Source organism: Brevibacterium sp. NPDC056726 (genome assembly GCF_042790515.1).
GTDB classification, from domain to species: domain Bacteria; phylum Actinomycetota; class Actinomycetes; order Actinomycetales; family Brevibacteriaceae; genus Brevibacterium; species Brevibacterium sanguinis.
Map to the genome: position 1 here is coordinate 584148 of NZ_JBHTYZ010000001.1, position 14248 is coordinate 598395.

Genomic DNA, 14248 nt, shown 5'->3' on the forward strand with positions numbered 1-14248 from the left:
CTGTATCCATTGCGTCCCTCACTTGTTCACCTTCCCGGTCAGGTGTGACACCCCGGGGTCCGGGGATCGTATTCCACGCCCCGGCAGCTCACCGTGAGCAGCTGCCGCATGCTCACTCGGCCGGTCGGGTCCACCGCTGCCACACGGAGTCGACATGTGATTCGTGAGCAGCGGCACCGATCGCTCTCGCGATCGTCCCGGGCCGTGAGAGCTCGAGCATTCGCACTCTCGTGGAGTCGCCCATGTCGTCACCCGCCGTCGGACCGGCGGCGTCGTCTCTCCTGCCGAAGAGCATCGCCGTATCGAGCACCGAGGCGGACCCGAGGACGCCCGGCAGCGGATCGGTCCCGTCGACATCGAGGTCCTCGACGAAATACGGCCTCCCCGCGCAGTCGCGCACATCCGTGCTGCTCCGCAGAGCCCCGCCGACCTCGCCCGAGCGCCCGAGCACGATCGTCTCCCGCAGATACACCGTCGCCTCGGCACCGATGCGCACCCGCGTCGACCGGCGCACCCGCGCCCCCGACGCGACGACGAACGGGAACGTCTCCCAGATGAGACCGCCGGCCGCGCCCACCTCGATGTCGACGTCCCACCGTGACTCCGCGCCATCGGCCGGGTAGGCGACCGTGCCCCCGACGTCTTCGATGACGAGCCGGCATCCCTGCCCGACCCGGATGCCGATCGTCACCGCATCCCCGCCGAGGAGCGCCGCGCCTCCGGCGACGATCGCCACATGCGCGCGCCCTCCGGCCGCGCGGGAGATCAGCCGCGGCTGCATGAGACCGGGAGCCAGACGCACCTGCGGAAGCTCGCGCCCGGCGACCAGGTCGACGGCGATGTGCGTCATCCCCGGCCATCTGCAGGCACCCGATCCGCTGGGATCCGAACGCCGCCGTCTGCGTGCTCCAGAGGGTCGGGGCCGCCGGCACCGTCGTGGCCGGCACCGTCAGCGTGCCCGTGGCCGGCACCGTCAGCGTGCCCGTGGCCCTCGCCGTCAGCGTGCCCGTGGCCCTCGCCGTCAGCGTGCCCGTGACCCTCGCCGTGGGCGTGCGAGTGCATGTATCCCCCGTCCTCATCGGCATGAAAATGCGGTGCCATCGGACCCGGATCCTGCGGTTCGTGCGCCCCGGACCGATGCGTTTCGAGCAGGGCGAGCAGCCATGACCGCAGGCGCGCGACGGACTCCTCGTCGGTGCGGGAGAGCCCGAGCACCGGGCCCTGCTCACGTGCCGCCTCGGCGTCGGAGATCATCTGCTCGACGTCGACGCCCACGTACGGCGCGAGATCGGTCTTGTTGACGACGAGGAGATCCGCGCGCCCGATGCCGGGCCCGCCCTTGCGCGCCACATCGCCACCGCCGGCGACGTCGAGGACGAAGATCTGGGCGTCGATGAGAGCCGGCGAGAACGTCGCAGTGAGGTTGTCCCCGCCGGATTCGACGAGCACGAGGTCGAGCGGATCGAAGTCGGCTTCGAGCTCCTCGACTCCCGCGAGATTGGCCGTGACGTCGTCGCGGATCGCCGTGTGAGGGCAGGCCCCGGTTTCGATGGCGCGGATCCGGTCGGGGTCGAGGACCCCGGCGGCCCTGAGCAGCCGGGCATCCTCGTCGGTGTAGATGTCGTTGGTGATCACCCCGATGCGGATCTCGTTCGCCAGGGTGCGGCAGATCATCGCGATGAGCGAACTCTTGCCGGTGCCCACGGGGCCGGCGACTCCGAGTCGCAGGGAACGATGCGGGGTGGGGAACTCAGGCACGGAACAGCCTCCTCGGCAGTGCGGACTGGGCCTCTGCCCAGTCCTCGATGAGCGGTGCCCCGGCAGCGGGAATCGCTGCGGGGTCGGTGAGCGTCGCCAGATCGGCGACACTGGGCTCGAAGGCGGTGCACGCCTCGAGCACCCAACCGGTGGCCGCAAGCGGGTCCATCGGTTCGAGTTTGAGCATCGCCGCGGCGACCGTCTGCGCATCGTCGTAGGCGACGAGGCGCACGAGGTCGGTCGCCGGAATCCCGGCGGCAGCGGCGATGGCGCCGAGCACCACAGGGCGCGGAAGTCCGCGTCGCGGCAGCACCGGGTCCAACTCGGGCCACAGCGTGACCGCCACGCGACGCAGTCCCGCACCGAGCACCTCGGCGATCTCCCGCAGTGCCGGGCTGGGAGTGCGGGCCGCCCATTCGTCGCTGATGTCGGCGAGGACCGCACCGGACTCCCGGTCGCGCCCGCCGCCGCGGTCGATCTCAGCTCCGGCGACGCGAGTGCCGATCAGGGCATGGCGGGTGACGACGGCGGTGCCGGCCTCCACGCGGACGACGGTGCGCATCCGCGCGCGCATGTAGGCTGCGACCTCCCTCGGCGCGAGCCCATGGCGCAGTCCGGCTTCGACGCCGTTCGAGGTCACGTGCGCCCCCGCGGGCAGGCGGGCGTCGGCGAGGAGCATGATGATCGCCGAGGCGGCCCCGGGCCCCAGCGCGCCGAGCGTCACCGTGTCCATCAGAACATCTGGTAGAGCTGGGCGAGCGGCAGCGCGTGTGCGGGTGCCGCAGTGACGAGGTCGCCGTCGATGGCGATCTGGAACGTGTCCGGGTCGATGTCGATGGTGGGACGGACGTCGTTGTTGCGCATGTCCGCCTTCCCGATCCCCCGCGTCGGCGCGACGGCACGCAGTTGCCTACGCAGACCCAAGCTCTCCCGCAGCCCGCTGTCGACGGCGGCCGGAGCGACGAACGACACCGAGGTCGTCGCCCCGAGGGCATCCCCGAACGCCGGCCGCATGAGCACCGGCTGCGGCGTAGGGATCGACGCGTTCGGATCGCCGAGGCCGGCCCAGGCGATCGTCCCGCCCTTGATGACGAGGTCGGGGCGGACGCCGAAGAAGCGCGGATCCCACAGCACGAGATCGGCCATCTTCCCGACTTCGACGGAACCGAGGTGCGCATCGACCCCATGCGCGATCGCCGGATTGATCGTGTACTTCGCCACGTACCGGCGTGCCCGCTCATTGTCTGCCGGCATCGTCTCGCCGAGGCGCCCCCGCCGTAGCTTCATCGCGTGGGCGACCTGCCAGGTCCGGGTGATGACCTCGCCGATGCGGCCCATCGCCTGAGCGTCCGAGGAGGTGATCGACAGTGCGCCGAGGTCGTGGAGGATGTCCTCGGCGGCGATCGTCGTCGCCCGGATGCGCGATTCGGCGAAGGCGAGGTCCTCGGGCACGCTGGGGTTGAGGTGGTGGCAGACCATGAGCATGTCGAGGTGCTCGGCGACGGTGTTGACGGTGTGGGGAAGAGTCGGATTGGTCGAACCGGGGATGATGTTCTCCAGCGCGGCGATCGAGAGGATGTCGGGGGCATGGCCGCCGCCGGCACCTTCGACGTGGAAGGCGTGGATGCTGCGCCCGGCGATCGCGGCGATCGTCGACTCGACGAAGCCCGACTCGTTGAGCGAGTCCGAGTGGAGTGCGACCTGCAGGCCGTGATCGTCGGCGGCCCGCAGCGCGGCGTCGATCGCGGCCGGTGTCGCGCCCCAGTCCTCGTGGATCTTGTACCCTGCCGCCCCGCCGAGGGCCTGTTCGGCCAGCCCCGCGGCGGAGACGGTGTTGCCCTTGCCGAGGAGCAGGACGTTGACCGGCAGTGCGTCGAGTGCGCGCAGCATCATCCCCAGATGCCACGCCCCGGGCGTGACCGTCGTCGCCTTGCTCCCCTCCGACGGGCCCGTTCCGCCGCCGACCACGGTGGTGATTCCGGTGGCGAGCGCCTCATGGATCTGCGATGGCGACAGCAGGTGGACGTGCGAGTCGATCCCACCGGCGGTGAGGATCCGGCCCTCGCCGGAGATGACGTCGGTCGACGGGCCGATCTGCAGACCCGGATCGACCCCGTCGGCGATGTCGGAGTTGCCCGCCCGGCCCAGAGCCGTGATCACGCCGTCGCGGATGCCGATGTCGGTGCGGATTATCCCCCACCAGTCGAGGACGATGACATTCGTGATCACGGTGTCCGGTGCACCGTCGACGCGCGTCGTCGTGCCCTGGAGCATCGATTCGCGAATCGACTTGCCCCCGCCGAATACCGCTTCGTCACCGCCGAATGTCCGATCGTCCTCGATCTCGATCCACAGGTCGGTGTCGCCGAGGCGGACCTGGTCCCCGGTCGTCGGTCCGTAGAGGGAGGCGTAGCGCTGAGCGGAGATCTCAGCCATCAGTGCCGCCCGTGCGAATCTGCAGTCCGGGTACCCGGGCACGCCCGCCGAGGCGGACGATCGGCACGGTCCGCGACGCCCCCGGTTCGAACCGGATCGAGGTCCCTGCCGGAATGTCGAGCCGGCAGCCCTCGGCTCGTGCCCGGTCGAACGCCAATGCGGCGTTGACGTCGGGCAGGTGGAAGTGCGATCCGATCTGCACCGGACGATCTCCCGTGTTCTCGATGGTGATGCTGCCGGTGTCTGCCTCGGCGGCGCGTGCGTTGAGGAGGCGGGTGCCCTCGCGCACCCGCACGGCTCCCGGCCCGTGGTCTCTCGTGCCTGCCATGACGCGGTCCTGTCAGTCGATGGGGTTGTGGATGGTGACGAGCTTGCGCCCGTCGGGGAACGTGGCCTCGACCTGGACGTCGTGGAGCATCGGCACCACATCGTCCATGACGTCGTCGCGGCTGAGGACCTCCCGTCCGGTGACCATGAGCTCCTCGACCGCGGCCCCCTCACGCGCCCGCTCGATCACCCACGTGCTCAGCAGCGCGACGGATTCGGGATAGTTGAGCGGCACTCCCCGCTCCAGACGATCGCGGGCGACCATGCCGGCGACGGAGAGCAGCAGCTTCTCCGTGTCCCCCGGTGTGAAGTGCATCAGCGCTCCCGGACGGGGTCGGCCGGCAGGACATGTTCGCCGAGGCGGTCGGTCGACAGTGCCAGAGAGCTGAGATAGAGGGTCTCCCCGTTCGGTCCGGTCTTCGCCGAGGCGATCATGTCGGGACGCTCGAACTCCATCTCCGTGACGTGGCACCACAGGGTCGCATCCGTGGGGTTGCCGTGGTCGTCATACATCGGCACGTCGATGCCGTCGTCCTGTCGACGCAGGTAGAAGCGCCCCCGGGTGATGATCGCCATGAGCGGTGTGGCGACGATCGCGATGCCGACGGCGAAGAGCGGGGAGAACGGCTGGACTGCGGCCCCGAAGGCACCGAAGTAGATGGCGATCGACACCCCACCGGAGAGCACGAGGGAGACGACGCCGACCGGGTTCCAGTCGTAGAGCATGCCGCGGCGGAACTCCGGAGTCTTCGGCGAGAGTCCCAGCACGTACTTGTTGATGGCGATGTCCGCGGCGACGACGCAGATCCACGACATCGCGAGGTTGGCGTAGAAGCTGAGGATCGCGTTGAGGAAGTCGAACATGTTGAGTTCCATGAGCGTCAGAGCGAAGAGCAGGTTGACGACGAGGAAGGTGATCCGCCCGGGGTAGTGCTTGGTGATCCGGGTGTAGGCGTTCGTCCACGCCAGTGACCCGGAGTAGGCGTTCGTCACGTTGATCTTCACCTGGGAGATGACGACGAGGACGACGGCGAGCAGCAGGGCGAGCCATTGCGGCATCATCTGCTCGTAGGTGGCGAGCAGCTGCTGGACCGGCTCGGTCGCGAATCCGGTGGCCCCGGGCACGTTGGCGATGAGGTAGACGGCGAGGAACATGCCGATGATCTGCTTGATCGCCCCGAAGATCACCCAGCCCGGACCGGCGAGGATCACCGCCGTCCACCAGCTGCGACGGTTGCCCGGAGTGCGCGGGGGCATGAATCGCAGGTAGTCGATCTGCTCGGCGATCTGGGCGATGAGCGAGAGGCAGACTCCGGCGGCGAGCATGGCCGAGGCGAAGTTCGCGCTCTCGCCGCTCTCGCCCTGGTACGCGAAGAAGGTGCTCACGGTTTCCGGTTGGAAGGCGATGAGGTAGCCGACGGGGACGACCATGAGGACGAGCCAGAGCGGTGTCGTCGAGACCTGCAGTCGGGCCAGCGCCTTCATGCCGAAGATGACGAGCGGGAAGATGATGACGGTGGAGAGGAGGTAGCCGAGCGGACGCGGGATGCCGAGTCCCAGGTAGAGCCCCTGGGCCATGATCGAGCCCTCGAGCGCGAAGAAGATGAACGTGAAGGTGGCGAAGATGATGTTCGTGATCACCGAGCCGTAGTACCCGAACCCTGCGCCGCGGGTGATGAGATCGAGGTCGAGGTTGTAGCGTGCGGCGTAGAAGGCCAGGGGCCAGCCGGTGAGGAAGATGATGATGGCCGCCGTGAGGATGCCGAGGATGCCGTTGGCTGTGCCGTGCGCCAGGCCGATGCTCGCGCCGATCGAGAAGTCAGCGAGATACGCGATGCCGCCCAGTGCACTCGTCGCCACCACGGCCGGTGCCCACGTGCGGTAGGAGCGCGGCGCGAATCTCAGAGTGTAGTCCTCGAGACTCTCGCGCGCTGCGGCCTTCGCCTCGCTGCTCGTCCCCGGTGGCGCCGTCGACTTGTCTGCAGACATCGTCATGGTGGTCTCCTCGGTCGCTCGTCGATCTCAACAGCGCCCATCCTGACAGTCGATTGTTTCGTCCCGTGGCGGGCAACGTTTCGCCCGTGTTTCGACAGCGGGCAACGCCGCGCACAAGGTGCCCTGGTAGGCGCAGTGCGCTCACACGAACCTGGCCGCCGGAGGGTTGCCCGTCGTGAGTTCTCGCACCCCATGACTCGCGCCCTCTGAGGCTCCCACCCTCGCAGCCTCACGCTGCGGCTCATCCTGGTTCGAGCGGCTCTGTTCAAAACGTGAGCCGCCCGAAACAGGGTGAGCCGAAGCGCCGTTCGGGTGGTTCGGCGGGGTTGCACAGATCGAGCGATGTCGGCGAAACGGGCGTGTGCCGGACATGCCGCGCAGTCGGTTGCCTGTCGCGGACGTGCGACCCGCAATCGACGACGATCGCGCCGAGACCAGCGCTCTCCCCAGTAGCGGCGCCCGTGGAGTCCGGGTCGCGACCCGGTTTGCGCCAGTTCGCTCTGAGATGGCCAAGGTTGCCTTGGCCATCTCAGAGCGAACTGGCCACAACCCGATCCGGGCATGAGAAAGGGGCGGATCGCTCCGCCCCTGGAAATGGTGCTCCGCCCCTGGTCACTCCCGCGCTGGGCCGCTCAGGTTGCCGTCACAGCCGCTCGGTACCGCTCGGATCGCCCTCACGCCTTCGCCGGACCGCGGACCCTTCGGGTGGTGAAATCGTCGTAGAGCACGACGGCACCGGCCTCGGATTCGGCGGTGACCTTGGGTCGCCGGCCGCGCGCGATCGAGACGACATCGCCGCCGGAACCGGCAGCGAAGACACGCGAATCGCGTTCGCGTGCCGCCGCCTCGGCGAGGACCTCCTCCTCGAGTTCCCGGTTCCGGCTGCGCAGGGCGTCGATCTGGTTCTGCATCTCCATGATCTTCTTGATCCCGACGAGGTTGACCCCCTCGTCCTTCGAGAGATGCTGGATCAGGCGCAGCTTGGCGATGTCCCGCCCCGAGTAGCGTCGGCCCTTGCCGGCCGTGCGCTGCGGGGTGACGAGACCCATCCGGTCATACTGCCGCAGGGTCTGCGGGTGCATCCCCGCCAATTCCGCCGCCACCGAGATGACGTAGAGCGCTGCGCTCTGAGAGAACTGCATCCTGCCTCACTGCCTCAGCTTGCCTTGGCCCGATCGAGCAGGCCGGCACGCGGGTCGTCGGATTCCGTCGCCGCCTTGTAGGCTTCGACGGCTTCCTTCGCTTCCTTCGAGAGGTTCTTCGGCGCGACGATCTCGACGGTGACGAGCAGATCGCCCGTGCCCTTCTTCGTCTTCACGCCCTTGCCGCGCACCCGCAGGGTCCGACCCGAGGGCGTGCCCGCGGGGATCTTCACCTTCACCGGCTGACCGCCGAGCGTGGGCACCTTGACCTCGGCGCCGAGCGCCGCCTCGTCGAAGCTCACCGGCAGGTCCATCCGCAGGTTGTCCCCGTCGCGGGTGAACACCGGGTGGGGCTTGACGTGGACGGTGAGGATGACGTCACCGGGATCGCCGCCGTTCGGGCTCTGCTTGCCCTTGCCGGCCAGTCGGATCTTCTGTCCGTCCTTGACGCCGATCGGGGTGCGCACGGTCAGCGGCTTGCCGCCGGGCATCTGCAGCTTCACGGATGCGCCGTTGGCCGCCTCGGTGAAGCTGAGGTTCGTCGAGGACTTGATGTCCCCGCCCTTGACCGGTGGCGAATATCCGCCGCCGAAGCCCGTGTCGTAACCGCCGCCGTAGCCGCCGTACGACCCGCCGCCGAACCCGTTGAGGAGATCGGCGAGATCCGGGGGCACGTCGCCGTAGCCGCTGCCGCCGCCGAACCCGCCGCCGCTGTAGGTCGTCCGGGTCCGGGTGCGCCCGCCGCCTCCGAAGAGGTCGGAGAACACGTCGTCGAAGCCGCCGCCGGCTCCCCCGGCACCACCGGCGCCGGCGCTGAACCTGGCACCGCTGCCCATGGCGCGGACCTGGTCGTACTGTTCGCGCGATTCCTTGTTCGACAGCACCTGGTGGGCCTGTCCGATCTCCTTGAACTTGGCCTCCGCCTCGGCGTCCCCCGGATTCGCGTCCGGATGGTACTTCCGCGCGAGCTTGCGGTAGGCCTTCTTGATCTCGGAGTCCGACGCGTCCTTGGAGACGCCGAGGGTCTTGTAGAAGTCCTTCTCGAACCAGTCGTTCTGCGGTCCGGTACTCATCTGGCACCTCCCTTCTTCTCAGTCCTGTTGTGCCTGCCGGTGCGTGTCCGCCCCGGCTCTGTCATTCGTCCGTTCATCTGTCTGCTCACAATCCGCAATCCCCGCGAAGGCTTCCCTCCCGGTGATTCCGGACCGTCGCCGAGGCGGTCCCCGCTCCCAGCGTCCGTGGCCGGACGCTGGGGTGGCGGGTCACCTCGGCGAAGGTGGAACGGTCAGTCCTCTGGCTGCTGCACGCCGACGCGGGCCGCGCGGATGATGCGATCACCCATGCGGTAGCCCGGCTGCATGACCATGAACACCGTCGGCACCTCGACTTCGTCCGACGGCTGCTGCATGAGAGCCTCATGCAGGTGCGGATCGAACTCGTCGCCGACTGCGCCGTACTGCTCGACGCCGACCTTGGCCAGCGCGTCGATGAGCTTGTTCACGTGGGCCTCGAAGGGCCCGGAGACGTCGCCGTTCTCCTGCGCCAGACGCACCTCGTCGAGGACGGGAACCAAGGCCTCGACGACCTTGACGGTTCCGCCCACGGACGCCCGCTCGCGTTCGCGATCGGCGCGCATCCGGTAGGCCGCGTACTCGGCGTTGATGCGCTTGAGGTCGGCGAGGTGGGCCGCGGCCTCGGAGCCGGGAGCGGGTTCGCTGCCGGCCGCCTCGGTGTCGTTGAGCGATGAGGCGTCGGCCGGGATCTCGACACCGAGGTCGCTGGCGTCGGCCAGCACCTCCTCGGTGTCGGCTCCCTCACCGGACTCCCCCGAAGCCGACTGCGGGTCGGCTTCGGGACGGAGCTCACCGGTCTCGGGATCGACCCGACGCTTGTCATGGAAGGTGAAGCCTGGCTCCTCGGACGACGGATCGTTGCCCTCGGTCGTCATTACTTCTTCCCCTCGTCCTCATCATCATCCACGACCTCGGCGTCGACGACATCGTCGTCGGCACCGGTGCCTGCGTCGCTGCTGCCCTGGTCGGCACCACCGGCAGCGCCACCGGCCGCGCCGGACTCCTGCTGCTGGTAGATGGCCTCACCGATCTTCTGCTGCTTCTCGGTGAGCGTGTCGAACGCCTTCTTCACGGCGTCGTCGTCTTCGCCGTTGAGAGCTTCCTTGACAGCATCGACGTCGCCCTGGAGCTCGGTCTTGATGTCCTCGGGCAGCTTGTCGGCGTTGTCGTCGAGCAGCTTCTGCGTCTGGTAGGCGAGGTTCTCCGCGTTGTTGCGGACGTCAGCGGCCTCACGGCGCTTCTTGTCCTCTTCCGCGTGCTCCTCGGCCTCACGCACCATGCGCTCGATGTCCTCCTTGGGGAGGGCCGAGCCGCCGGTGATCGTCATCGACTGCTCCTTGCCGGTTCCCTTGTCGGTGGCCGAGACATGGACGATGCCGTTGGCGTCGATGTCGAACGCGACCTCGATCTGCGGCACGCCGCGCGGAGCCGGCGCGATGCCGGTCAGCTCGAAGGTGCCGAGGTTCTTGTTGTCGCGCGTGAACTCGCGCTCACCCTGGAAGACCTGGATCGACACCGACGGCTGGTTGTCCTCAGCCGTGGTGAACGTCTCCGAGCGCTTCGTCGGGATCGGGGTGTTGCGCTCGATGAGCTTCGTCATCACGCCGCCCTTGGTCTCGAGTCCGAGCGAGAGCGGGGTGACGTCGATGAGCAGGACGTCCTTGCGTTCGCCCATGAGCACACCGGCCTGGACGGCAGCGCCGATCGCGACGACCTCATCGGGGTTGACGCCCTTGTTGGGCTCCTTGCCTCCGGTGAGCTCGGTGACGACCTGGGTGACGCCGGGCATGCGGGTCGAACCGCCGACGAGGACGACGTGGTCGATGTCCTTGACGGACACGCCGGCATCCTTCATCACCGCGTGGAACGGGGCCTTCGTGCGCTCGAGGAGGTCCTTGGTCAGATCCTCGAACTTCGCCCGGGTGAGGGTTTCGTCGAGGTGGATCGGACCGTTCTCGCTCATCGAGAGGTACTGCAGGGAGATGTTGGTGCTCGTCGCGGACGAGAGCTCCTTCTTCGCCTGCTCAGCGGCCTCCTTGAGGCGCTGCATCGCCGTCGAGTCCTTCGTCAGGTCGACGCCGTAGTTGTTCTTGACCTGCTCGACCAGCCAATCGACGATCCGCTGATCCCAGTCGTCACCGCCGAGGCGGTTGTCACCGGAGGTCGCACGGACCTGAATGGTCGAGAAGCCGTCATCGTCCTTGCCGACTTCGAGCAGCGAGACGTCGAACGTACCGCCACCGAGGTCGAAGACGAGGATGAGCTCGTCTTCCTTGCCGCGCTCGAGGCCGTAGGCCAGAGCAGCAGCGGTGGGCTCGTTGATGATGCGCAGGACGTTGAGGCCGGCGATCTCACCGGCGTCCTTCGTGGCCTGGCGCTCTGCGTCGTTGAAGTAGGCCGGCACGGTGATGACCGCGTCGGTAACCTTCTCCTGCAGGTACTCCTCAGCGTCGTGCTTGAGCTTCTGGAGGATGCGGGCGGAGACCTCGGGAGCGGTCAGCGTCTTGCCGCCGATCTCGGTGTTCCAGTCGGTGCCCATGTGGCGCTTGACGGACGCCACGGTGTTCTTCACGTTGGTGACAGCCTGGCGCTTGGCGATCTCGCCGACCAGGGAGTCTCCGTTCTTGTTGACTGCGACGACGGACGGGGTCGTGCGACCGCCTTCCATGTTCGCGATGACCTTGGGGTCGCCGCCCTCGAGGACAGCGACGACGGAGTTCGTGGTTCCGAGGTCGATTCCAACTGCACGTGCCATATCGTTTCTCCTTAACTCTCAGAGTCGTCTCGGGCTGAATGCGAGCGGCCGAACCGGAGGGCCCGATCGCGCACATTGAGTCTGATGGACTCAAGTATTCTCTTCCCGGCTGAGATCGTCAATCCCCGCCTCATCAAAGTTGCGTACACTAGACTCAACTTTGTGGAGCGCCGAGTTATTCCACATGTGGAGAATTTTTCGCAGAATTTCTTCGCCGAGGTGGCTGAGGCGCATTCGGGCGCGCCAGCACTGGGCAGGCGGCTGGGTCCGCGGAGGGTTGCGGGCAAGCCCCGACCCTCGAAGGGTCTACCAGACCGATCACCCAGATCCTGTGCACGTCAGCGTCATTACCCAGGTCTGGTCTGCGACCACGGGCGGCCACGTACCGCATGAAAGTCGGTTAGGGCTCTAACCGGCAAGAGCTGAATGGGTCAGGGTCGCCGGCAAGGGTCTGGTTTGTTCGAGTAGTACGCTGGGCGCAGGCCTGCGGTACTGCCGGGAGCGCTGAAGTGTGTACCTCGGGCGGATTTCGTTGCGTTCTGGTGTTCATATCGTGGAAGTCATGATTACAGCTGAGAACTTGACCAAGAGATATGGCGCGACGACAGCCGTCAATGATCTCTCTTTCACTGTTCGTCCTGGGGCTGTCACTGGGTTCCTTGGGAGGAACGGTGCCGGGAAATCTACGACGATGAGGATGCTTGTTGGGCTTGATCGGCCGACGGCGGGACGAATCAGCATCGATGGGAAGGACTACCGTGAGTTCAACGATCCGCTTCGGCACTTGGGTGCGATGCTCGATGCTCGGGGTGTGCACCCGGGCCGCAGCGGTTACGACCACTTGTTGGCCGTGGCGTATTCCAACGGGATACCGAGGCGGCGCGTCGAGCATGTCGTGGAAATGGTCGGTCTCCGGTCGGTTGTCTTCCGGCGAGCTGGTGGTTTTTCCTTAGGGATGGGGCAGCGTCTCGGGATCGCGACTGCGCTGCTCGGAGACCCGGAGATTCTGGTGCTCGACGAGCCGACGAATGGTCTCGATCCGGACGGCATCTTGTGGTTGCGCACGCTGCTCAGCCGGATAGCGACGGAGGGGCGGACGGTGTTCTTGTCCTCGCATCTCATGAGCGAACTCGCCCTGATCGCCGAAGACCTCGTAGTCATCGGCGGTGGAGAGTTGCTGGCCGTCGGATCGGTTGAAGCGGTCGTTTCTTCGGTTTCGCCGGAGACTGTCCGCGTGATCACGCCCGAAGCCGGGGCGTTGGCCAGAGCTCTGCAGGGGCCGGGCGTGAGTGTGTCATCGACCGATTCCGAATCTCTCGATGTGCGAGGTCTCGCTGCGCGCGAGATCGGCAGCATCGCCGCGGGGGCACGTATAGTTTTGTACGGGCTCGAGACACATCGGGCTTCGTTGGAGGAAGCCTTCATGCAGATCACGCAAGGCGCCCCTGTGCACGGCGCGCACCTTCAGGAGGCTGCGGAATGAACGGCGCGGCACAGAATTCCCTGGCCACGACTCTCTCGAGGCCACATCAGGACGACCTGGGAGCCGCCCGGGTCACTACGCTCGGGCTGTTGCTCTCCGAATGGACGAAGCTGCGGTCGGTGCGTTCGCTCGTTTACACCGTGCTGACGGCGTTTGCGGCGACCACTGCCGTGACAGTTTGCCTCATCATCGATGGGACGAAGTTCTCCAGCGGGCAGGCCGGGGATATCCCCTTTGCCTTCACGTCAGTCTACCCTCTCGGGATGATCGTGCTGATTATCGCGGGCGTTCTCGCGATAACCAGCGAGTACAGCAGTGGCTCCATAGGAATGAGTCTGGTTGCTGTCCCTCGCCGCACCGGAATGTTCATGGCGAAGGCGGCTGTTCTCGCGGCTGTGACTGCGGTTTTGGCGATGGTGATGTCGTTGCTGCTATATGTCATCTTGCAGATCACAGGCACTGTTCCCTCGGCCGATGGGATGTCATTGTTTGATCCTCGTATGTTCTGGGGCGTTCTCGGAGCTACAGCTACCATGCCGTTCGGGGCCGTGTTCGGCCTGGTGCTGGGAGGTCTGACGCGCAATGCCGCCGCGGCCATCTGCCTGTACTTCGGCGTCTTCCAGCTTGGACCGCAGCTCTTACCCTCTCTCGTGCCCGACAATGTCGCTGGCCTCGCTGACTTCATGCCCCTGACCGCGATCAATGTGATCCGCTCCGGTGGCTTGATTGCCGATCCGTATGGCAGCGGGACGGCAGCCATTGTCCTGCTCGGTTGGTTGGTTGTGCTCGGCGGGGCGGCCTGGTTGTTGTTGAAGCGGCGGGACGTGTGATCGTCCCGGGTGGTGGGGTAACGTGAACGGATTATTGCGTTGGGTGCGTGCTTTCGACCGGAGGCACCCGTTGTGGTGGGATGTCATGCCCCGGGGATAATAGAGGCAGGGAGATTGGAAGAAGGAGATTCTCTCTTGCCAGTGAAATACACCGACGAACTCAAGGCTCGTGCTGTCGAGCTCGTCATCCATGCCCAAGCCGATCCGGACACTGCGAACGGAGCCATCACCCGCGTCGCGAAGGAACTCGGCCTGAGCAAAGAGACCCTGCGAGTTTGGGTACGCAAGCACAAGGACTCCGGTAAAGCCACACCGACTGAGTCAGTCGACCTGGAAGCGGAGAACCGCCGGCTACGGGCAGAGCTGGCTGAGGCGAAACGAGCCAACGAGATCCTGAAGAGGGCGTCGGCTTTCTTCGCGGCGGAGCTCGACCGCCCATCGAAGTAGTC

The 14248-nt window shown here is 66.7% G+C and carries 14 protein-coding genes and 1 other annotated feature (1 of these 15 running past the window's edge); of the genes, 3 read left to right on the forward strand and 11 right to left on the reverse strand.

The genetic code is table 11. The features are described 5' to 3' along the window. Positions 1–112: 112 nt before the first annotated feature. The 11 genes from ACFQ91_RS02610 to dnaK form a co-directional block, all read right to left on the reverse strand. The gene (locus ACFQ91_RS02610; protein WP_376871687.1) at positions 113–850 is read right to left on the reverse strand and encodes an urease accessory protein UreD; all 738 of its coding nucleotides are present in this window, start codon (positions 848–850) and stop codon (positions 113–115) included. Next, positions 847–1758: an urease accessory protein UreG gene (gene ureG / locus ACFQ91_RS02615; RefSeq protein ID WP_376871690.1), complete on the reverse strand. Its 912-nt coding sequence runs from the start codon at positions 1756–1758 to the stop codon at positions 847–849. The genes ACFQ91_RS02610 and ureG overlap by 4 nt, the downstream gene beginning before the upstream one ends. Continuing rightward, a complete protein-coding gene (locus ACFQ91_RS02620; protein WP_376904029.1) occupies positions 1751–2491 on the reverse strand; it encodes an urease accessory UreF family protein in 741 nt (246 codons plus the stop codon). The genes ureG and ACFQ91_RS02620 overlap by 8 nt, the downstream gene beginning before the upstream one ends. Next, positions 2491–4194 carry an urease subunit alpha gene (locus tag ACFQ91_RS02625; protein WP_376871696.1) on the reverse strand — a complete coding sequence of 568 codons (1704 nt, stop codon included), beginning with the start codon at positions 4192–4194 and terminating at the stop codon, positions 2491–2493. The genes ACFQ91_RS02620 and ACFQ91_RS02625 overlap by 1 nt, the downstream gene beginning before the upstream one ends. Beyond that, positions 4187–4522: an urease subunit beta gene (ureB, locus tag ACFQ91_RS02630; RefSeq protein ID WP_376871699.1), complete on the reverse strand. Its 336-nt coding sequence runs from the start codon at positions 4520–4522 to the stop codon at positions 4187–4189. The genes ACFQ91_RS02625 and ureB overlap by 8 nt, the downstream gene beginning before the upstream one ends. Positions 4523–4534: 12 nt before the next feature. Next, positions 4535–4837 (reverse strand): urease subunit gamma, encoded by a 303-nt coding sequence (locus ACFQ91_RS02635; protein WP_376871702.1) that lies wholly within the window; start codon positions 4835–4837, stop codon positions 4535–4537. Beyond that, positions 4837–6510, reverse strand: coding sequence for a purine-cytosine permease family protein (locus tag ACFQ91_RS02640; RefSeq protein WP_376871728.1), 1674 nt, complete (start codon positions 6508–6510; stop codon positions 4837–4839). Before ACFQ91_RS02640 ends, ACFQ91_RS02635 begins: the two co-directional genes overlap by 1 nt. 680 nt (positions 6511–7190) lie before the next feature. Then, positions 7191–7658, reverse strand: a complete 468-nt coding sequence (locus tag ACFQ91_RS02645; RefSeq protein ID WP_137824518.1) for a heat shock protein transcriptional repressor HspR — start codon at positions 7656–7658, stop codon at positions 7191–7193. 14 nt (positions 7659–7672) lie between these two features. After that, complete coding sequence (locus ACFQ91_RS02650) at positions 7673–8731, reverse strand: DnaJ C-terminal domain-containing protein (protein ID WP_344251610.1); 1059 nt, start codon at positions 8729–8731, stop codon at positions 7673–7675. Between the two features lie 212 nt (positions 8732–8943). Continuing rightward, positions 8944–9606 carry a nucleotide exchange factor GrpE gene (locus tag ACFQ91_RS02655; RefSeq protein WP_137824516.1) on the reverse strand — a complete coding sequence of 221 codons (663 nt, stop codon included), beginning with the start codon at positions 9604–9606 and terminating at the stop codon, positions 8944–8946. Then, positions 9606–11486: a molecular chaperone DnaK gene (gene dnaK / locus ACFQ91_RS02660; protein WP_376871707.1), complete on the reverse strand. Its 1881-nt coding sequence runs from the start codon at positions 11484–11486 to the stop codon at positions 9606–9608. The genes ACFQ91_RS02655 and dnaK overlap by 1 nt, the downstream gene beginning before the upstream one ends. A gap of 562 nt (positions 11487–12048) precedes the next feature. On the opposite strand from dnaK, the gene ACFQ91_RS02665 reads away from it, so the two are divergent. From ACFQ91_RS02665 to ACFQ91_RS02675, 3 genes are all read left to right on the forward strand, one after another. Then, positions 12049–12969 (forward strand): ATP-binding cassette domain-containing protein, encoded by a 921-nt coding sequence (locus ACFQ91_RS02665; RefSeq protein WP_344251612.1) that lies wholly within the window; start codon positions 12049–12051, stop codon positions 12967–12969. After that, positions 12966–13799, forward strand: a complete 834-nt coding sequence (locus tag ACFQ91_RS02670; protein ID WP_344251613.1) for an ABC transporter permease — start codon at positions 12966–12968, stop codon at positions 13797–13799. Before ACFQ91_RS02665 ends, ACFQ91_RS02670 begins: the two co-directional genes overlap by 4 nt. A 141-nt stretch (positions 13800–13940) precedes the next feature. Further along, positions 13941–14246, forward strand: a complete 306-nt coding sequence (locus tag ACFQ91_RS02675; protein ID WP_181365656.1) for a transposase — start codon at positions 13941–13943, stop codon at positions 14244–14246. Continuing rightward, positions 14207–14248, forward strand: a sequence feature (AL1L pseudoknot); it runs 87 nt beyond the window's last position. (Overlaps the previous gene by 40 nt.)